Origin of the sequence: Paenibacillus sp. V4I5 (genome assembly GCF_030817255.1) — a bacterium.
Classification (GTDB): domain Bacteria; phylum Bacillota; class Bacilli; order Paenibacillales; family NBRC-103111; genus Paenibacillus_E.
The window spans coordinates 6,497,794-6,517,589 of sequence record NZ_JAUSZB010000002.1 but is presented as its reverse complement, the minus strand read 5'-3'; the positions used below and the strand labels follow the sequence as shown (position 1 = coordinate 6,517,589).

The following is a 19,796-nucleotide window of genomic DNA, read 5'->3' as shown; positions in this document are numbered from 1 at the left end:
AGTATTAGTCTATGTAGGTGGTTGCCTAGAAGTGCATGTACCTATTACTTTACATGAGTTAGCCAATTGATTCTGGCTTATCCTCACTACACATAAAATAGTCCCCACCTTTTACTAGGAAGGGACTTTTATGTGCCTCGACAATTCTGCTAGGAGCGTGGTTTCTCGGGCTCTGTTGTAATTTGAAGTCCAGGTACATATTTTCGATGCATTTGTTTTCTTTTTTTACGGTTCTCCTTTGTATCAAAGACAATATCCATATCATAGTCTCCTTCTGGATAAAGCTTCGATTTGGGAATATAGAGGGACAGACGTTTGCGATTAAACGTCATTTTGCTCTTCTGCACTTGAACCAAAATGTCGCCTCGTTCATCCGCTGGCTTGAATACAATCCCTGTCCTCTTCAAAGGATGAATCCAAACACAATCACCTACTTCAAAAGGTTTAGAGGGTGGTTTACTTTCTTTCGGTTTTACGGTTGTTTTCCCCTCATGATAATTCTTTGGTAAACTTTGTCCGTTCTTATCCTTCTCTGGACTTTTTTCCTCTTGAGGAGCCCCACTCCCCAGCTCTTTCATCGTATATGCAGAAGCTCTATGCTCTGCACGCCTAACGATTGTCTCCGGCAGTCCAAAGCGTCTGGCAATTGCAAAGGCGTAGCTATCTCCGGCTTCACCGATTTCGAGTCGGTACAAGGGAATAAGCGTTTCAGCGTTAAACGCCATACGAGCATTCATACATCCTTCCTGCTGGGCAGCGAAGCGTTTGATTTCGTTAAAATGTGTCGTTGCTGCTACAAGCGAGCCTCTTTCCAGCAGCTCCTCCAATACCGCAATAGCTAGCGCAATCCCTTCTCCAGGGTCTGTCCCTGCAGCCATTTCATCAAGCAGCAGCAAGGTATGACCGTTTGCTGCTTGAAGTATTTCTCTCAGACTCTCCATATGAGCGGAGAAAGTGCTCAGCGAATGCTCGATGCTTTGACCATCGCCTACATCTGCCAATATATGTTGGAACAAGCCAAATTCGGTTCCCTTTTCCGCTGGAATAAGCAGACCCGATTGAACCATAAGCGCGAGCAATCCTATGGTCTTTAGGGTAACGGTTTTGCCCCCAGTATTCGGACCTGTAATGATGAGCTGCTTCCAGGCTCCACCGAGTTCGGCATATAAAGGGACACAATTGGATGCCAACATTGGGTGTCTCGCTCCAACTAATTTGACATAAGGTCGTTCAGAGAGTACAGCTGAAATCCCATCGTACGTTCTTGATAATTTGGCTCTAGCAAAAATGAAATCAAAAGTAGCCATCGCTTCCAGATTCCACCGCAGCCGCTCTCCTTGCTCTTCTGCAAGATCGGACAATGACGACAAAATAATCATCCGCTCCCGTTCCTCTTCAGCTTTCCACATTTGCCATTCCACCTGAAGTTCGGCCAGATCAACCGGCTCGACGAAGAGCGTTTGTCCACTCGAAGATTCATCCCATACAGTACCAGGCACCTGCTTGCGCTGCTCACGTTTAACAGGAAGAACATAATGACCATTTCGTTTACTAACCAATTGATCCTGAAGAGCTGCTTTGTACTTGCTTAAGGTTTGCGTCAGTTTTCTCTCGATTCGATCTTCGATTACAGCTAAATGTTTGCGGATATCACCAAGATCGTGGCTTGCTTGATCTGTTAATACGCCATAACGAATACAGCGTTCCAATTCCTTACGAAGCTCTGGACAATCGTACATTGAATTCGCATAGCCGCTTATGGTCGGAGCCGACAATCGTTTCGCGTCCATATATCGTTTCATTTGAGCCACAGCAGTAAGCCATGCGGACAAATGACTGAGCTCCTGTTCGGTATAAACCTTTGACTTGCCGAGCAAAGCTATGAACGGCTCAATACCTTCCATTGCGGATAGCGGCACGCTCGCACCAGTTTTCAACAATTGCGTCGCTTCCTCAGTTTCAAGCAGCCAAGCCCTGACCTGCGCCCGATTGACGCTAGGTTTATGTTTCATCATTAGCTCTCTGCCGGAATTCGATACCGTGTACCCTATAAGCATTTGTTTGATTTTGTCATACTCGAGCTTCTTCAAACTGGATTCGTTCATCGTTCCCGTCCTCCTGTATGCTTATGCCTCAGAGCATAAGTAAAATGAAATTGGCAATCAGTCTTAAAAAAAAGATATAAAAAAACAGGAACAGAACGCATACGCGTCCCATTCCTGTTCGTTTAACGGCACTTAATCGAACAAAAGCTGTTTGTCCTTGCGGAATAGACAAAACCCTTTGCTCTATTAAAAAAAGCGTGCTCGAAAGAGCACGCAGATTTGCCGTCCGGCAGGCGGAAATCGTTATGTCCTTAACTCTTGGTTGACGCGGATTGAATGCAACTTAACAAACATGCCCATAATGCGGACATGCCGATTTTGTTACCCTTCAACTTTTTTTGTAAAGAATTGAATTCCCTACAGCGTCGTTATCCAATTATGAGTTAAGAACACCAACAAACATTAAAATTTCCCCCTGCTATATGAAGTTATTGCTATCATATCTATATTCGGACACCAAAGTCAAGGGGCTTATGTCGTCGTAACGAACATGAACATAGATTTTATCCCACAGATCTGCTTGATGTGGAATTAAGCTTTCCTTTTATTTGAAAGCATCACTTCAGTCGGGAGAACTTTATATCACCTCCTGGGCATTCCTCCTGAAATCATTGGGTGTAATCCCATATTCCTTTTTAAAGGCACGATAAAACGAACGCAAACTGTTAAATCCGGAGTCAAACGCAATCTCTGTGACCGGGTTCGTGGTGGATAGCAGCAGCATCTGGGCAAGGGCTACCCGTCGGCCATTCACATAATCCCGAAATGATGTGTGGAGTTGGTCAGAGAAGATTCGTGAGATATGAAATTTGCTGACCCCTAATTCCCTTGAAAGCATATCCAGGGTTACAGGCTCTAGGAAATGAAGGTCCACATAGGCAAGAATCCTTTGAATACTGTCCAGATCTTGGGTGTACTCTATTTTTTCCAAGGATAATAATGGCAAAACATGTCCTACTATGACAGAGGTGTAAGCCTTAAGCAGACGGTTATCACAATTTTCCATATATCGCTCGTATAATGCTTTCAGCATGATCGGGACGTTATAAACCAAGTGTTCCTTGGGAACCATCGGTTGATTTGGAATATGCTTCATTAAATCTCCCGTAAAATCCCCTGGGAATGCAGCATCGAAAAAAAACAGCAGGATCCGATTGCTCTCTGTTGTTTTGTAGCTATGGGGTTGATTGGGGAAAATAACCACCATGTCTCCTTCAGACAGAACATACTCCTTCTGATTGATGGTAATTTGGATCTTGCCAGATAGGACTATTGTAATTTCAACGTGTTTATGAAGATGAAGGGGATAGGTATTATCGGTAGATATAAATGTGTGAAACGGTTGATGACGATGCTGATATTGGATTTTCACTTCTAAGCCTCCATAAAGGTAATTGGATTTCCCTATAAGCAGTGAAGTGTTTCTCATCTCTTCAATAAAACCTTAGTTCTATACTAGCATATTGGCACAAGTACAAGAATTGGCGCAAAAAAAATTTTTTTTGGCAGGTGCGAAATACTTACAAGGTATAAAATGATGGAAGTAAGCAGCTTGAGGCTTACTACATTTTCCAATAGGGAAGGGAGGATGTATAACAGGGTTGCAGAAGAGTCACGAAAGCTTGCATCCATGTTATACAGAAAACCAGATGAAAAGTAAGGATACGAAATTTAGAAGAGTCATGGCCGTCCTCTTAAGTATTGCGATTGCATTTTCATTGAGCTGGGTACTACCCGGTGGTACGGGTTCAGCCCAATCAAATGAAAGCGGTTTCTATGGAGTACCCCTCGTCGCGTTTCCTGGTGCAGAAGGTGGTGGCGCCTATACCAGTGGTGGTCGTGGCGGTGACGTATACGTCGTAACCAACCTTAAGGATTATAGCGATAATGATGAACCTATCGAAGGGTCCCTTCGTCATGGGATTTTATCCACCCCAGTAGAGGGTCGTACGATTGTTTTTAACGTATCAGGAACGATTGAACTGAAGAATTCCTTAAGATTCAAGAACATCAAAAACCTGACCATCGCCGGGCAAACCGCACCGGGTAACGGCATTACCATTGCAGGATGGGAAACCAATATCAGTAATTCTGAGAACATCATTATCCGGTATATCTCTTTCCGTCCAGGTGCATCGAATGTATTTAACGGCAGTGATTCCATGGATGCCCTGTGGGGAAGAGACAACAAACAATTCATCCTTGATCATTGTTCCTTTAGTTGGAACACGGATGAGACCCTTTCTACATACAGGGGCGAAAACGGTACAATACAGTGGTCTATTATTTCAGAAAGCTTGACGCTCTCGGGACATTCGAAAGGTAGACATGGCTACGGTGGTATAGCAGGCGGAGATAAAACCACCTTCCATCACAATCTTTATTTGAACCATACCTCACGTAATCCAAGACTCGGCGGCGGATATGCCGGTGCAGCAAATGCAGACCATGTAGCCGTGCTTCAATTCTCCAACAACGTTATCTATAACTGGGGCTTTAATGGGGTTTATGGCGGCGGCTATAATTTCACTAATTTTATGAACAATATTGAGATTGCGGGACCGGGCACAAGAGACAGTGTTGTCAATCAGGTTATTGACGCAGGGGAACGTGGGAAGCTTGGCGGTTTCTACATCTCAGGGAATAGGATTAACGGTGAGGAGACAGGCTTGTTGGATGGATCATCAGAATACGTCAAGTTTTCCGGCGACATTAGCGGTAATAATAAAACAACTATCGCAACAGAACCGTATCTATCCGCAGATAGCACAGGAGTCAATAACGGGATTACCAATCCAGCGTTTGACGATTATGTACTAAACGGTGTAGAGGAAGCTAGTGACCAATTGCTGAACATCATTCTACGGCAGGCAGGCGCAACCTATCCGCGTCGTGATGCTATTGATGCAAGAGTGGTTGCAGAAGTGGAAAAAGGACTTGGAAGATATGTCAATACCGAGCATGAAGTTGGCGGATACATATCGGACTTTGGTGTCATTGAAGAACAGCGTGCCGCTGATTTTGATACGAATCACAACGGTATTACCGACGAATGGGAAAAGGAAAAAGGGATCTGGGGCACCGAAGATGCCTATAAAACCATTACAGACAGCGGCTATACCTGGCTTGAGCTTTATATCAACGGTCTTGTAGATAGTGGGCATGTAGCTGAAAACCCTAATGCTGAAATAACGACACCAGCGAACAATGCGCAGTTTGCATTGGGCGAAGCGATACCCGTGAAAATTAAAGCTTCTTCCGAATTCGGACACCGTATAGAAAAGGTAGCGGTATACAATGGTTCTGAATATCTGGGTGACGCTGTATTAAAAGGAAACCATTATGAATATACCATCAAGGGACTTGAGGATGCTTCTTACTTTATTTCCGCAAGAATTATAGATTCAAAAGGAAATGAGACTCAAACTACTGCAGCCAACGTTCATATCAACACCGATAACCGTACATTAGCTGTTGGAGATTGGTCATCGGTTGACATCGGCAAGCCGGACATCCAAGGTTCTGCAAGCCTGACTAATAATGTGATCACTGTAAAAGGAAACGGAAAGCTTGGCATTAGCGAGGGCAGCACGGAACAATCAGAAGAATCGGACGCTTCCAAAGATGATTTTCATTTCGTCTATAAGAAAGTGACTGGAGATATGGAAATCACTGCAAAGCTAGAGGAAATTGGATCCGTTGACAACCATGCATTCACAGGCCTGATGGTTCGCAATGACCTGAAAGATGACAGTGCAACCGCAGCCCTGGGACTTTCCTGGGTGAAGCTCTCAAAAACATACAGCTGGTCAACCTATTTGGCAGGAAGGGAAACACAAGGTGGAGACTTTAATGAATTGACCGAAACACTGGACAGCGCTTCTAATGCCGAAAAGGCGGGCATTCAGCTTGTACCAGACATTCCATTCAAGATCAACGGTGTCGAACAGGGTTACTGGCTCAAGCTTAGCCGCAAGGGCGATACCTTTTATGCTTATGGCTCCATGGACGGTAAAGAATGGACACCGATCGGTGAGAAAACTGTAGCGATGAAGGGTTCAGTGTATGTTGGTTTTGCCGTAGACAGCAATGATGTTTCAAATGATATCGAGCAGTTGAACTATGCGAAGTTCTCAAATGTTAGCTTTATGGATAGCTTAAAATCCAAATAGCAATGAGATTGAAATGGGTGATACCCTGTATGCCATTACAAAACAGTTCTACGGTGACGGGAATTTGAATGCCGATCATTTATGAGGCAAACAAGAATATCATTCATACTCCTGAGTTGATCTTTATAGGACAAGAGCATAACAAATATAACCCTGATTAAACCAGTATTGGTTGATCAGGGTTTTTGTTAGTATCTACACAGTCTTAAGGTTTTACAGTCAATTATTATTTGAGCTCTTCAAATTCCGATCGTTTCTACAGTAATGGATCAAATCTTAAGCGCAGACAGCATTCCACATGTGTGGAGACTTCATATTTGAAATAAGACAAGGGTTATCCCTCAAGCAGTTATAATGCCGCCTAAAGGAAAACCCCGTTATTTAACTATAAATCAGTTCGGACTGACGATTTCACTTTACTTGTTCTCTAGCACCAGCATCTTCAGCAGAACCGTTACAGCCTCTGCCCTTGTTGCTTGGGCGTTCGGATTGAATTGGTATGTACCTGTACCTTCTATAAGGCCAAGCTTCTTTATTGCTGAGCTTCTTTCCGGTATATATCGTTCTGCAAGCTCGAAGTAATCCGAAGCCCGCGAATAGTCTTTTTGAAGAATGGAGGCGATAGCACAATAGAAATAGATATTGCCTATGCCTTTTCCCAGTCTTCATCTTGTCGCGCATTTAACTTTCAAAACATTAATTATCTTTCAAACGTTGCTACTATTACCGCTCTGCCTAGAGTATGGGTGAGCATATTAAAGCCTAGAAAAGCTGGTGTTGCATTAGCCTTAACACCTAAATCCTCAACATCCAAAGCATGAACAATAAAATAATAGCGGTGCGGTCCATCTCCAACGGGTGGCGCAGCACCAATATAACCTGCAAACGAGGCATCGTTGTTCAATTGAATAGCTCCGTTTGGCAAACCAGACCCGTCCTCACTTCCTGCTCCAGATGGCAATTCTGTCACGTTAGCGGGAATATTAGAGACAGACCAATGCCAAAATCCTGATCCAGTAGGAGCATCCGGGTCATACACCGTAACTGCATAACTTTTTGTCCCTTCCGGGGCACCGGACCATTTCAATTCAGGTGAAATATCTTGCCCGCCTTCTACCCCAAATTTTCCTGAAAGCTGTGGAGCGGATAATACATTATTTTCAGGGATATCCGAACTTGTCACATTAAAGCTGGCTACTTCCGGCAATCTTGCAAACGGATTATTTAGCTCATTTTTCATTTTGAACCTCCATGTTATGGGTTTTATATTTGGAGACGACCTCTCCTTGCTTCGAAGTATATCAAATATCAAATCATTGTAAAAATAGATAGTTTGAATTACAATCATTGTAATTTTGAATGATTGGAGAGAGATAAATATGGAACTGAGGCACCTGGAGGCATTTAAGGTTGTTTGCGAACAGTTGCATTTCACGAAAGCGGCGGAACTTCTAAACATAGCACAGCCAACTTTAAGTCAGCAAATCAAAGCGTTAGAGTATGAGATCGGGACGCCTCTGTTTGATCGTATGGGCAAGCGAATTGCAATAACAGAAGCGGGACAGATTCTTTACGAACAGTGTAGCCAAATTTTCAGAAACTTGGACTATGCTCATGATGCGATTAACGACTTGCGCACGATGCAGCGCGGAAAATTAGTCTTGGGAGTACTACCATGTGATTTGGATGAACTTTTGACACCCGTGATGATTGAATTCCATCAAGAGTTTCCTAACATCCAGCTCCTGATTCAAGATTCTAATCGAATTGTTGAGGAAGTATTGGAAGGAAACATCGATATCGGCATTACTATAATTCCTGTTATGGAAGACAGCAAGCTTGTCCGTGTGCCTTTATATACAGAAAAATTTGCAGTGGCAGTATCGAAAAGTAGTGAATTGTCTGTACGCTCGCAAATATGCTTGAAGGAACTCAAAGATTTGAGTCTCGTGATGTTTCCTGATCATCATCATTGCCGCAAGTTGGTAAATTCCTATTGTGAAGACCAGAACTTTGATTTGACCCCAATTATCGAAACATCAACAATGATTTCATTAAAACGATTTGTTAAAAACAATATTGGCGGGACCGTTTTGCCCAAACCGCTTTTGAAAACCTGGGATGACCGATTCTATCATATAATAAATTTGGTTGAGCCTACACCCAAACGAGATATTGGCATCGTGTATCGGTCTGACAGATTCCTAGGTCAAGCTAGTAGAATGTTTATTAGTAAAGTAAAGGAGCAATTCACGTAAAAGTGCCTTCTGCTTGATCGACAATTTGTGCACGCGGCGATATGGTGCCCAGAGCACGTACACAAAAGTTCACCTAATTCACTCCGATATTCTTACCCTCACGGTATTCTGTAGGGGTTCGATTCGTAAGCGTTTTAAACACGCGATTGAAATGCCGAATATTCGTAAAGCCCGTTGAATCCGAGATCACTTGAATTTTTTCATCCGAGTAGAGCAGCATCGTTTTCGCTTTTTCAATTCGTTTTTCCGTAAGAAAATCGATAAAAGACTGACCTTGCTTGCTTTTAAACAAGCTGCTTAAATAGGACGGGCTCAGATAAACGATTTCCGCCATCATGTTTAGGGTGATAGATTCAGCATAGTGTTCTTCGACATATCGCACAACCAATTCAACTGGACTGGTTACAAACTTTTTCTTGCGATTCGCCATGCAAACACTTAAATCACCTAACAGCTTCTGGCAGCGTTCGATCAATTCTTTACTGGACGAAATGGAGTAAATATCCATCAACACCTGCTTCACATCGGTAGCCTGCAGCCACTGTTTAACCACAGCCAAATTGACTGCCTGTTCATAGAAATGCAGCAGCATTTTGCAAATTTGCTGTTGAATGATCTCTGGGTCATGCCATTGTTGGCAAAGCTTGGTTACGAATTGACTTGCTTGGTATTGTACATTAGCCAAATCGCCTTCTTGGACAAACTGATTGAGCAGGTTCCAATCGGAGGAATGCCATTCGAACTTCTCCATTTTCATTTCGGCAATGGTCTCACTTGAAAGCAAGCGATCTCCGCCAATAACCAATCGGTACAATAATGCTAATCCCGCTTCCTTGTAGGATTTAGAAATAGACTCCAAGTCCTTGGCAGGACTGCCTAGTCCAAACGTGATTGTAAAATTGGATTGCCCGCGGATTTCCTTGCGTATTCGGTTCGTTAATTTCTCTATTTCTGAAAACGAGGATTCCCCTTCCTCATGATTGATTAAAGCAACAACCTCGTTATCATGCAAAATAAAAACATGTCCAAGTAGGGATTTGTCGATGCTCTCCTGAATAAATTGCTGCATGTAGACGGTAAACAAAGATGGATTCAATTGGTAATATCTTTCATCTGTTACGGAATCTCGGTCAAGCTTAGCAACCAAACAGCTAGTATTAGGATGTGGAAATAGAATTCCTACATTCTCAAGCAGCTCTGTCTCCGCATGATGAATGCTCCCCGTTAGTAGACCGGCTAATACATGGTGACGCATTTGATTCTGTACTTGTCTATCTTTGGCATTTACTTTATTTTGCTGCTTTTCAAGCGCAAACTCTTCCTGCAGCTTGCCTAGCAAATCATATAATTCTTCTCTTTCGAACGGTTTCATTAAGTAATCTTTTGCTCCTAATCTTAGAGATTCACGAGCGTATTGGAAATCGTTATACCCGCTCATCACAACACAAGCAATCTGCGGATACCTTTCCTTCACAATATACTGCAGCTGGATACCATCCATCCGTGGCATTTTGATATCTGTAATTATCAAATCGGGCTGTAGTTCCTCTATTTTTTCTAAGGCTTCCACGCCATCCATAGCTTCCTCAATAACGATCCATTCAGAGTGCATATCTGCAATCATTAGCCGAATGCCTTTACGAAAAATGGCTTCGTCATCTACGATTAGGATATTAGGCATCCCTTTTACCCCCTTCAAGATGATCTTCTATGAGCGGTAAAGTAAGGAATATGGTTGTTCCTTGTTTAAGACTGCTCTCTATCTTAATGCCATACTGATTGCCATAGCGCAAAGCAATTCTTCGATGTACATTCATTAAACCATGACCGCCTGTGCCCTCCTCAGAGGAGGCAAAATCGAATTTTTTATCCAATAAATGTTGCAATTGAACCGCACTCATACCCGCTCCATCATCTTGAATGGTGATCAGCATATTATCATCCTGCTTCTTTCCTGTAAGGATAATGTTGCCATATCCATTCCCCTTATCAATGCCATGCACAATACTATTCTCAATGATCGGCTGTAAAATAAACCGAATAACGGAATAGGAAAGCAGTTCAGGCTCAATATTTACGTGGAACTGAATTTTATCCTCAAAACGGATTTGCTGTATAGCCATATAGCCTTTCACATGCTCTAGTTCCATATTAAGCGGCACTTGGCTTTTGTGACTATTGATACTGTAACGCAGCAGCTTGCTTAAATTATTAGTCATTTTAACCACTTCACGGTTGCCTTGTATTTCTGCGTACATGCTAATCGAACCTAGGGTATTATATAAAAAATGCGGGTTAATTTGGCTCTGCAAAGCCGATATTTGCGCATTCTTCTCTCTAATTTCCGATTCATAAAGACGATAACCTAAGTCACTTAGCTTTGATACCATGATATTAAACGATTGACTCAGCTGCCCAATCTCATCACGGCTGCTGATGGGAATTGATACATGTAAGTCTCCGACTACAACCTTTTTCATTAAATTACGCAATTCGCTAATCGGATTCGTAATACGCAGGGCGAAAATAGTGAAAATAATGAATGCAAGGAGCAAACAAACCGCTCCGATCAGGATGATATAGTTCCTAACATATACGGTGTCCTGAAGCAAAGTGGCAAGCGGTACCATTTCGATCATCGTCCAGCCCGTAAAGGGTGAAGTATAGTAGGATAAGAGCTCCGTATCATTGTTTTGCTTATAAACAACAGTCCCCGCACCTTTATATGGCAGTAATTTATCGGAATCAATCCAATATTCCATGCTTTTATAGATCATCGATCCCTCGTTATCGACGATCATAATGTTCTTCTTATCGTTGGAAATAGCTTCAATTTTGTTGCGAATCATATTCTTATCCACATCCAGCACTAGATAGCCTAGAACCTTACCCGTATCTACGCTGCGGATTTTTCTGGCAAAGGAATACACCTGGTTATTTGTGTCTAAGGCATTTTTGTTGAAGGTGCCGATATAAACGATTTTTCCTGTCTTGGATACTTTTTCATACCATGGCTCACCTTCAACCCTTTTTAGTGAATAATTAGCTTGCTCCTCCAACATGGCCGTGTAAGTACCGCCAGAAACTCTATAAAGGGTTAACCCTGAAATATCCACTCTTCCATTAGCAAATACCCGCTTCGTAAAATCCTCGATCGTCACCCTTTCATTAAACGAAAGATTCGCATCCGATCGCCCGCCAGTTTCCAAATATTTCAATATTTGCTGTGATTGGTAAGGCAACAGAGTTAACAAATTGAGTTCATTCATATAGGTATCGATATTAGCGGTTAATTCCTTCACGACGTCCATTTGATATTTGCCGGTATTTTTTTGAATCGATGCGGAATAGCTCGTATAAGTCAAATAACTGGCAATTCCGAGCGGAACGGCAATAAGTATAAAGCTAATAACAATAAGCTTAACGGCAATAGGCAGGTTTTGGATCCACTGCAGCCTATTTTGGAGCTGTATTCTGCTGAATCTGAAGATTGGTATTAATGATCTTTTGCGCATTATGCAGCACCTCTTGTGGTGTTGTTTGACCCACCATCATCTTTTCAAACTCACGCACAAGTTCATCATTAATCGTTCCCTGTCGCGGTTGATTTGGAAAATATTTCACATCATCCGCCGAGCTGGCATAGTCCGGACGATATTTAAGCTGCTGAAACTCTTTCGATTCTACAGCTTTCTTCACAGCCGGGATATGACCGGCCTTCGCCCAGCTTGCACCGTGAGCCGCTACCCAATTGGCAAATTTAATGGCTGCTATCTGCTTTTGCTTATCCGGCTTCTCATGATAGGGAAGAGAAAACGTGTGAGAGTCTCCCCAAACCGCTGGATGATCGTAGATTTGAGGTATTTTGGTAACACCAAAATTCAAGTCTGCAGCTTTTTCAAAAGTACCCGTTGCCCAAACGCCCGTAATTAAAATGGCTGCGTTTCCTTTAGCAAAGTTCTGAACCGTATCGTTAATATTAGGATGGATGAGCTTACTAGTATAAAGAGAATTCACAAATTGCAAGGATTGCAGCGCAGAAGGATTATCAATGGCTGCCGCTTTTCCATCGTCGGTATAGAATCGTCCACCATCCATGCTCATCTGATTATAGAAGGAATACCATAACCAGAAGGAGTCAATTCGCACATTCGGCTCAGCCAGAGGAGAGATATGTTCCGGTACACTCGCACGGATTTTTTGTAGAAATTGAATGAACCCTTCTTCACCATTGGATAAAATAGGCTTTTCTTTCTCATCTAGAAGGCCAGCCAGCTTCAGCCAAGTTTTGTTATAGTACATGACTTCTAGATGTGTATCTAGTGGAATTCCTAAATGCTTATCTTCGGCAACCGTGCTTTTCAAAATCGTCGGATTAAAATCGTTCCAATTAACGCCAGCCTCGACAGCCAGTTCATTCAAATCTGTCAAGAAGCCCGCTGGCGCATATTGTGAATATTTGGCTGAGTGAACAATCGCAATATCGGGCGCTTCTTCTGTCACGATTGCCGTTGAGAGCTTAGGATAATAATCACCAGAATTATTGTTAATCTGTTCTATTTTAACGTGATCTTTATTCTCATTATTATATTGCTGGATTAATTCGGCCATAAATTGTCCATCGCCTCCACTAAACGGAGACCAAAAGGTGATTCTCAGCTTATTAGAGCTGACTTCTTCTGAATGGGTGCTCAGCTGTGGACTGCAGCTTATTGTGAAAGAACTCATTAGGATAAGGAGTAATGTGGCGCTTAATCTTGATCGTTGCTTACCGCTCACTTGAATCCCCCGATTAAAAATATAGTATCTTTTAATTATACAAATTAGGGCAGGTGAATCCAATGACCTAATTACTCCAGTAATGGACATATTTTTAGATATCAAGGGCAGATATTCGCATATTTAGCAGAAAACAAAATAAGACTATCCCATAAGGTCATAGACCTTGAGGACAGCCTTGTTTTAACAAATTCTATTCACCGCTAGGCACAACAATTGGAACACCTTCCGCAATCGGAGTCCCAAAATTAGGCGATCCATCAGGATTCCACCCAAAAGGCTGCATACGCACGTTGCGATTCCAGCCAGAGCCTTGCGTTTTCGCGCCATGATACAAAATCCAGTCCTCTTTCCCGTCTGGCGATTTCGCAAAAGAGTTATGACCGGGTCCGAATACTTGATCTGTTTTTGAAAATACGGCTTTATCATGTTTTTTCCATGAGGCAGGATTCAACAAGTCACTTTTCATCTGTGTACTCAGCATTCCTAAACAATAGTCATCGGTCCAACTGCCGCTTGCCGAATAAATAACAAAAATTTGATCCTTATGCATCAATACCTGCGGACCTTCATTAATCGTAGGATTCCCGACCAATTCCCAATCATAGGTGGGTCTTGAGATTTCTACTGGTTTTCCGCTAATCGTGTACGGATTACTCATCGGTGCAATGTACAAATGTTGACTTACATTCACCGTACCTTCCCAGCCGGACCAAATGAAATATAACGTTCCATCTTCTTTTTGCAGTGGTGTTCCATCGATTGCCCATCTGCCAGAAGTATCCATCATTCCCCTATCTATATATTTCCCTAGAGGATCATCTGTCTCCGATTCAAGCACGAACATCCGATGGTTCTCATTCTGACCGTCATCTGCTGCGTAGTAGATATACCATTTTCCTTTATGATAATGTAACTCAGGTGCCCAAATGTTTGAAGTATTAGGTCCTGAAACAGGTGGAAACCAGACGTTTTTATATTCAGCATTTGAAAGCCCTGTTAATGTTTGCGACTTCCATATCCGAATCGAGTTTCCCGTTGTATGCGTATAATAATAGGTCCCATCCTTCGAAGTGACCCATGGATCGGCTCCGTTGTCCAGTATAGGATTCGTAAACGTTTTCGCTTCCTTTGCCCGTGATACCGTACTTTTGGTTTCCTTCACAGCTTCCTCTACAACCCCTTTCGAACATCCCGAAAATAGCAAAATACAACCTAATAAAGCAATCAATATGCGCATATGAAAACCACCTTTGACAGCGTTCCTTTTTACTGTTTAACCCCTGTGGCTGTAATGGATTGAATGAATTGCTTCTGACCAATCAAAAATATAATGAGTGTCGGGATCGTTGATAATGTGGCTAGAGCCATCAATTTACCATAGGAAGCCGTAAAGCTGCCGGTTGCCATAACGGCAACTCCCGCCGTAAGTGTTCTCATTTCCAAGTCTGTAACCGTGAAGAACGGCCATACGTAATCATTGAAAACATTCATAAATGTGAAAATAGCGAGCGTTGTAACAATTGAAACAGAAGAAGGCAGCAGTACGGACGTGAAAACGTGCCATTTATTAGCCCCGTCGATTCTCGCAGCTTCAATAATTTCATGTGGAAAGGATTGGAAAAATTGAATTAACAAAAATACACCGAGAGCCCCACCGGAATACGGCAATATGAGTACATAATACGTATTGATCAAATTCAAATTACTGAAACTCAAATATTGAGGCAGGAATGAAATAATCCCTGGAACCATTAATGAGCTTATGAATAAAGCAAACAATGTTTTTTTGAAAGGAATGTCCAGCTTAGTTAATGCATAAGCAGCCATGGTATCTAGCAATAGAACTAGGACTGTCGCGGCAAAGCCTACAAAGAATGAATTAAAAATCCAGCGAAAGATCGGAACCTCAACATCTCCCCCCACAAAAATAGTATGGAAATTATCCCATGTAAATTCTTGAGGCAGCAAATGAAACACGGGCGCCATCACTTCAGCATCTGTTTTAAATGAATTTGAAAACATCCATAGCATCGGAAGGATAAAAATGATACCTAGCAGCGAAGCCAACAGCACATAAAAAATCTTCGAAGGTTTCATCGTCCTCTACTCCTTTCTATTTGTGACTTTGAATTGAATAATAGAAACAATCATAATCATTAATCCCATTAAAATAGCCATGGCAGAAGCAGAACCAATTTCTCTGGCTGTGTAAGCCGTTTGCAGAATACCTATTAATAAAACCTTCGTCTCTTCAACCTTATCCCCCATCATTAAATTGGGCTGGGCGAAGACGTTATAGGAGGCAATGGTGGAAGTAATTAGTACAAAGATGATTACGGGTCTAATAAACGGGACTGTGATGCTTTTAAGTCTGTCCCAGCCATTGGCTCCATCTATTTTTGCTGCTTCATAAAGATCCTCAGGCACGCCATTCAGTGCATTTACAAAGATAATCATATTGAAGCCAATGGTCCACCAAAGCGTAGCAATAACTAATGCGAACCATACGAAGGGGCTATCCAGCAGCCATGGAACGGGGTCAAACTCACGAATTCCCAGCTTTGCTATAAACATATTGATAAATCCGCCAGTAACATCGAACATTCGCTTCCAAATCACGGCCATTACCGTTGCCGAAACCGCATAGGGAATAAAATAAATCGATCGAAAGAGTGACCGAAGTTTTGCGGGAAGTGCATTTAGCAGCAAAGCAAAGCCTAAGCCTACAATAACTAAAAATGGAACCGAAAAGACGACAAACTTCAAAGTCGCTTCCATCCCAATGAAGAAGAGGTCATTAGGTTGCGTACCCTTCGTAAAAATCTGCTTATAATTGTCTAATCCAACAAACGGATGTACAGGATCCAGTAAATTATATTGCTTGAAACTAATGATAAAGCCATAAATGATTGGAAAGAGCGTAAACGCTAAAAAGGCTAGAAAATACGGCAATATGAATAAGCTTGAAGTCAGCTTTGATTTCCAATTTGATGTTGTTGACAACGGATTCCCTCCTATACTTAGAATTGAAGACGGGTAAAAGATACCCGTCTTCCTTCCTTTCACTATGAATTACTTTTTCATCGCTTGTGTAGATTTGGCTGCTGCATCATCAAGCGCAGCTTTCGGATCCTTCTTACCTTGTAAAGCATTCGCTAATTCTGTCCAAATACTGTCGGAAATGGGACCCCAATTTAATACTTTAGGTGCAAATTGAACATAATCAAAAGACTTAGCAACTTCTGTTTGTTGCTGTGTCATAGCTTTAAACGCCGCGCTGTCACGTACGACTTTGGAAGCAACCGCTTGACCGGACTCTGCCCAATCAATCGAATTGGCAGATACGAATTTCAAGAAATCACCTGCACCTGCAAGAACATTGGCATCTGTCGTTGTTTTAGGAATCACGAAGTTGTGTGATCCGCCGAAAACGGCTTGTTTAACGGTTCCTAATTGTGGAACGGGTGCAACACCATAGTTAATCTTGGCTTTATCGAAAGCATCCTTGGACCAAGGACCATTGAAGTGCATAGCGCTTTTCCCTTGTTGGAACAAGTTAAAGTCACCATCTTGCGCCACAGTAGGAGGGGAAACTTTCATCGTCGATAAGCTTCTCATAAATGTAACGGCTTCTACACCTGCTGGTGAGTTGTAAGCAATATTCCCTTTATCATCTAAAAAGTTTCCGCCATTTTGGAATAGGATGGTCGGGAACAAGAAATTTTGAATCCAGAAAGTTGGCATTGCCGCTCCCCAAACACCTTTGGAAGGATCGGTTAGCTTTTTCGCAGCATCTACAAATTCTTGACGATTAGTTGGAGGCGCAGTAATACCGGCAGCTTTGAACAAATCTTTATTGTAGTACATAATTAATGGATGAACGTCCAAAGGAATGCTGTACCATTTGCCATCTTTTGTTGAGTAATCTACGGTTGCAGCTGGGAAGTTGCTTTTTTCAACACCAACGGATTTTGCGACTTCGTCCAATGGCTGCAGCAAATCTTTCGCAATATACGTAGGGGTTTGGTCAAGATGCATGATCGCTACATCAGGAACTCCTTTTTTCGTTGCGATCGCTGTATCAAGCAGCTTATAGTAATCTCCATTAGGTTGAATCGTCATTTTCACGGTATATTTTTCTTGTGATTTATTGTAATTGTCGACGATTTTTTTCATAAATGGACCATCATTACCTGAGAATGGCGTCCAGAAGTTCACGGTCACTTTTTCCGCGCTTTTTGCAGGTTCAGGTGCTTTGGTTGCTGCCGCTGAAGCTGCTGGTGCTGGTGTTGCCGCAGCTGGAGACGAAGTCGCCGTTTTAGTTGAAGAACAACCTGATAGCACCATTGCCATGGATAGCCCAGCTAAACCAATCATTTGAAACCTTTTCATCTTAACCATGTATATAATCTCCCTTCAATTTGAACACACAATAATGGACTTGCTTCTCTGGCTTGATTTGTGTCAACATTGTAGTGATGATTGAATTTCGCAAGAATTCAGTCTCACTACCGATGAGCGATCAAAAGGAGAACCCACGCCAATGGAGCCTTTTATCGCTCTTCTTTTCAACTCCCCCAACCTTTGAACACTCCAGTTATCCTTACATTCTCTTATATCTCATCACCTCTTCGTTCATTTGTTAACACAACCTAACTATAATGGCTTTGCGAAAGCGTTACCATGACGATATTCAAGGACCATTGGACATATTTTCAGGTAAGCAGCACATTTGAGAAAAGGAGCTGTCCCTTAGGTCTGGATGACCTTCGAGGCAGCTCCTTTATTGATTTTTTCTTCATTTATACAACTCGGCAATTACGGACCAATCAACACGCCCTGTATGAATTTCTCCAACACGGCAACATCGGTTATATTCTTGTTGCAAGCCTCGCTGTTCACACACAAGTAATTGCCGATTGCTCTGTAGTAATCAGGCGTAGCGCTTGCCGGCTTCCATTTGGTCACCGCCGTAAATAACGCAACCTCTTCATGCCGATTACACACAAAGCAAATGCCTTTCTTATTCGTCGGCGTATATTTCCCTTCTATTCCAACGAGCTTCCCGTTCAGATGATAAACGAGAAACAATTTATTCGTCGCGATATCGGTCCAGCCGAGATACGTCACGTACCGATAGTCGATGGCCGTTAAATCGGGTACCTTTAATTTTTTAATTTTGGGAAAAAGCTTCTTCAGCTGATTTTCCGTCACGTGCGCAAATTCCGCCAAATAAGGCTCCAAGGAACGCAAATAGTACTGAAACTCGCCTGCTGTTTGCAGCAGCGTTATATTCCCCAGTGCTTGCTTTTGCAGCCCATTCGCATCCGGAAACACCTCGTTAAGTTTGGCTTGCGCGTTATATCGCACCGACTCCACCACTTTCCGATCGGAAACGGAGTTACAGGTACTTTGCAGCAGATTGACCTGCTTCTTGATATCATTATACTGATGGTTTCTAATGAATGGTTGATTCATTGTTTTTCAGCCCCTTATTTTTGATAAAAATAAAATAAGTTGCAAAGCCCCATTATTAGAAACGATTTAAGCTTCTCGGGCGATCACGACTTCCAAATCACCCCATGCAAAGATCGCCCTAATGTAAGGCTTTGCATGAGTCGTTACTTATTCCGGCAAATTGATTTGCCATATTTACCGCCTCCCTTGTAAGAACTATTATAATGTAGGTCCTTCATTAGCTGCAAGATATACACTGACACACTACGTATACTCTAGCAAAGGCTCAGCCAACCGAAACTTATATTGCTGATGAAATTTCTCCCTTAGCTTCGGTTCCAAATAATCATCCACGTAATGCATAAGAATCATCTTCATTTGAATGGATTCCGGCAGCGTCAGTAGTTCTTCGAGTGACGTATGCGACGGCAGCTGATCATCCTGCATATGACATTCGTGATAAATGGTTTGTACTTCATCGGCGATATTCCGAATGTAGTTTTCATCCAATCTAGTATCCCCGCTAAAGTAAAAGTACGGCTTGCACAGAAGACCGTAACTAAGCATGTCCGGCACATGCAACGTAGGGACAAGTTCGAATTTCACACCCGCTACCGTAAACACACTATCCACACATTCAACGTCAAAATAGTCCTCAAACACGCGTTTTCCCCGCGTTGTCAACTCCAATCCGTGGCGCAAAATTTGCCATAAATCGTCTTTTAAACCGGTAGGTACATAAAGCTTCGGCTTCATTCTGCCCGGATACACCCGGTGATACAAAGCGAGCTTCTGCAAGCCATTCACGTGATCCTCATGCAGATGAGTGATAAAAATATGCTCAATCTGATTGAGCTTCATTCCCAATTGATGCAGCCCAAGGTGATTAGACTCAGGGAAATCTATACATAAATTCGTATCTGCAAAGGTAAGAAGAGCACTATTATGCCCTTGCTCGATACTAAAACCGTCCCCACAACCCAGAAATGTTACTTTCATATAACCTCCATTTTTCGTATGTG

The 19,796-nt window shown here is 42.4% G+C and carries 15 protein-coding genes; 2 read left to right on the top strand and 13 right to left on the bottom strand.

The annotated features are described in order from the left end of the window. Positions 1–149 precede the first annotated feature (149 nt). Both QFZ78_RS31880 and QFZ78_RS31875 read right to left on the bottom strand, forming a co-directional pair. A complete protein-coding gene (locus QFZ78_RS31880; protein ID WP_307553352.1) occupies positions 150–2,105 on the bottom strand; it encodes an endonuclease MutS2 in 1,956 nt (651 codons plus the stop codon). A 577-nt stretch (positions 2,106–2,682) separates the two neighbouring features. Then, positions 2,683–3,477 (bottom strand): helix-turn-helix domain-containing protein, encoded by a 795-nt coding sequence (locus QFZ78_RS31875; RefSeq protein ID WP_307553351.1) that lies wholly within the window; start codon positions 3,475–3,477, stop codon positions 2,683–2,685. A gap of 229 nt (positions 3,478–3,706) precedes the next feature. Here QFZ78_RS31875 and QFZ78_RS31870 point away from each other — a divergent pair, with 229 nt between their 5' ends. Then, complete coding sequence (locus QFZ78_RS31870) at positions 3,707–6,277, top strand: Ig-like domain-containing protein (RefSeq protein ID WP_307553350.1); 2,571 nt, start codon at positions 3,707–3,709, stop codon at positions 6,275–6,277. Positions 6,278–6,693: 416 nt separating this feature from the next. Here the strand turns inward: QFZ78_RS31870 and QFZ78_RS38665 are convergent, their stop codons facing one another. After that, on the bottom strand, positions 6,694–6,813 hold the full coding sequence (locus QFZ78_RS38665) for an S-layer homology domain-containing protein (protein ID WP_373461148.1): 120 nt from the start codon (positions 6,811–6,813) through the stop codon (positions 6,694–6,696). A gap of 164 nt (positions 6,814–6,977) precedes the next feature. Beyond that, positions 6,978–7,517, bottom strand: coding sequence for a YbhB/YbcL family Raf kinase inhibitor-like protein (locus tag QFZ78_RS31865; RefSeq protein WP_307553349.1), 540 nt, complete (start codon positions 7,515–7,517; stop codon positions 6,978–6,980). Between the two features lie 139 nt (positions 7,518–7,656). Between QFZ78_RS31865 and QFZ78_RS31860 the strand changes: the two genes are divergently transcribed. Further along, positions 7,657–8,535 (top strand): LysR family transcriptional regulator, encoded by an 879-nt coding sequence (locus QFZ78_RS31860; RefSeq protein WP_307553348.1) that lies wholly within the window; start codon positions 7,657–7,659, stop codon positions 8,533–8,535. A 73-nt stretch (positions 8,536–8,608) separates the two neighbouring features. Here QFZ78_RS31860 and QFZ78_RS31855 read toward each other — a convergent pair whose 3' ends face one another. From QFZ78_RS31855 to QFZ78_RS31815, 9 genes are all read right to left on the bottom strand, one after another. After that, positions 8,609–10,216: a response regulator gene (locus QFZ78_RS31855; RefSeq protein WP_307553347.1), complete on the bottom strand. Its 1,608-nt coding sequence runs from the start codon at positions 10,214–10,216 to the stop codon at positions 8,609–8,611. Continuing rightward, positions 10,209–12,050 carry a cache domain-containing sensor histidine kinase gene (locus QFZ78_RS31850; RefSeq protein WP_307553346.1) on the bottom strand — a complete coding sequence of 614 codons (1,842 nt, stop codon included), beginning with the start codon at positions 12,048–12,050 and terminating at the stop codon, positions 10,209–10,211. Before QFZ78_RS31850 ends, QFZ78_RS31855 begins: the two co-directional genes overlap by 8 nt. Then, complete coding sequence (locus tag QFZ78_RS31845) at positions 11,992–13,146, bottom strand: extracellular solute-binding protein (protein ID WP_307553345.1); 1,155 nt, start codon at positions 13,144–13,146, stop codon at positions 11,992–11,994. The genes QFZ78_RS31850 and QFZ78_RS31845 overlap by 59 nt, the downstream gene beginning before the upstream one ends. Before the next feature lie 361 nt (positions 13,147–13,507). Next, complete coding sequence (locus QFZ78_RS31840) at positions 13,508–14,554, bottom strand: glycoside hydrolase family 43 protein (RefSeq protein ID WP_307553344.1); 1,047 nt, start codon at positions 14,552–14,554, stop codon at positions 13,508–13,510. A gap of 29 nt (positions 14,555–14,583) precedes the next feature. Beyond that, the gene (locus tag QFZ78_RS31835) at positions 14,584–15,414 is read right to left on the bottom strand and encodes a carbohydrate ABC transporter permease (RefSeq protein WP_307553343.1); all 831 of its coding nucleotides are present in this window, start codon (positions 15,412–15,414) and stop codon (positions 14,584–14,586) included. Between the two features lie 6 nt (positions 15,415–15,420). Then, complete coding sequence (locus tag QFZ78_RS31830) at positions 15,421–16,320, bottom strand: carbohydrate ABC transporter permease (protein WP_307553342.1); 900 nt, start codon at positions 16,318–16,320, stop codon at positions 15,421–15,423. A gap of 69 nt (positions 16,321–16,389) precedes the next feature. Then, a complete protein-coding gene (locus QFZ78_RS31825; protein ID WP_307553341.1) occupies positions 16,390–17,718 on the bottom strand; it encodes an ABC transporter substrate-binding protein in 1,329 nt (442 codons plus the stop codon). Positions 17,719–18,135: 417 nt separating this feature from the next. Beyond that, positions 18,136–18,795 carry a FusB/FusC family EF-G-binding protein gene (locus QFZ78_RS31820; RefSeq protein WP_307553340.1) on the bottom strand — a complete coding sequence of 220 codons (660 nt, stop codon included), beginning with the start codon at positions 18,793–18,795 and terminating at the stop codon, positions 18,136–18,138. 243 nt (positions 18,796–19,038) lie between these two features. Next, positions 19,039–19,773, bottom strand: coding sequence for an MBL fold metallo-hydrolase (locus QFZ78_RS31815; protein WP_307553339.1), 735 nt, complete (start codon positions 19,771–19,773; stop codon positions 19,039–19,041). Positions 19,774–19,796 lie beyond the last annotated feature (23 nt).

Coding starts and splice junctions, on each gene's coding strand:
- QFZ78_RS31860 (WP_307553348.1), top strand. CDS start 7,657: ATGGAACTGAGGCACCTGGAGGCATTTAAGGTTGTTTGCGAACAGTTG.
- QFZ78_RS31855 (WP_307553347.1), bottom strand. CDS start 10,216: ATGCCTAATATCCTAATCGTAGATGACGAAGCCATTTTTCGTAAAGGC.
- QFZ78_RS31815 (WP_307553339.1), bottom strand. CDS start 19,773: ATGAAAGTAACATTTCTGGGTTGTGGGGACGGTTTTAGTATCGAGCAA.
- QFZ78_RS31820 (WP_307553340.1), bottom strand. CDS start 18,795: ATGAATCAACCATTCATTAGAAACCATCAGTATAATGATATCAAGAAG.
- QFZ78_RS31825 (WP_307553341.1), bottom strand. CDS start 17,718: ATGGTTAAGATGAAAAGGTTTCAAATGATTGGTTTAGCTGGGCTATCC.
- QFZ78_RS31845 (WP_307553345.1), bottom strand. CDS start 13,146: ATGGCCGAATTAATCCAGCAATATAATAATGAGAATAAAGATCACGTT.
- QFZ78_RS31880 (WP_307553352.1), bottom strand. CDS start 2,105: ATGAACGAATCCAGTTTGAAGAAGCTCGAGTATGACAAAATCAAACAA.
- QFZ78_RS31835 (WP_307553343.1), bottom strand. CDS start 15,414: ATGAAACCTTCGAAGATTTTTTATGTGCTGTTGGCTTCGCTGCTAGGT.
- QFZ78_RS31865 (WP_307553349.1), bottom strand. CDS start 7,517: ATGAAAAATGAGCTAAATAATCCGTTTGCAAGATTGCCGGAAGTAGCC.
- QFZ78_RS31840 (WP_307553344.1), bottom strand. CDS start 14,554: ATGCGCATATTGATTGCTTTATTAGGTTGTATTTTGCTATTTTCGGGA.
- QFZ78_RS31850 (WP_307553346.1), bottom strand. CDS start 12,050: ATGCGCAAAAGATCATTAATACCAATCTTCAGATTCAGCAGAATACAG.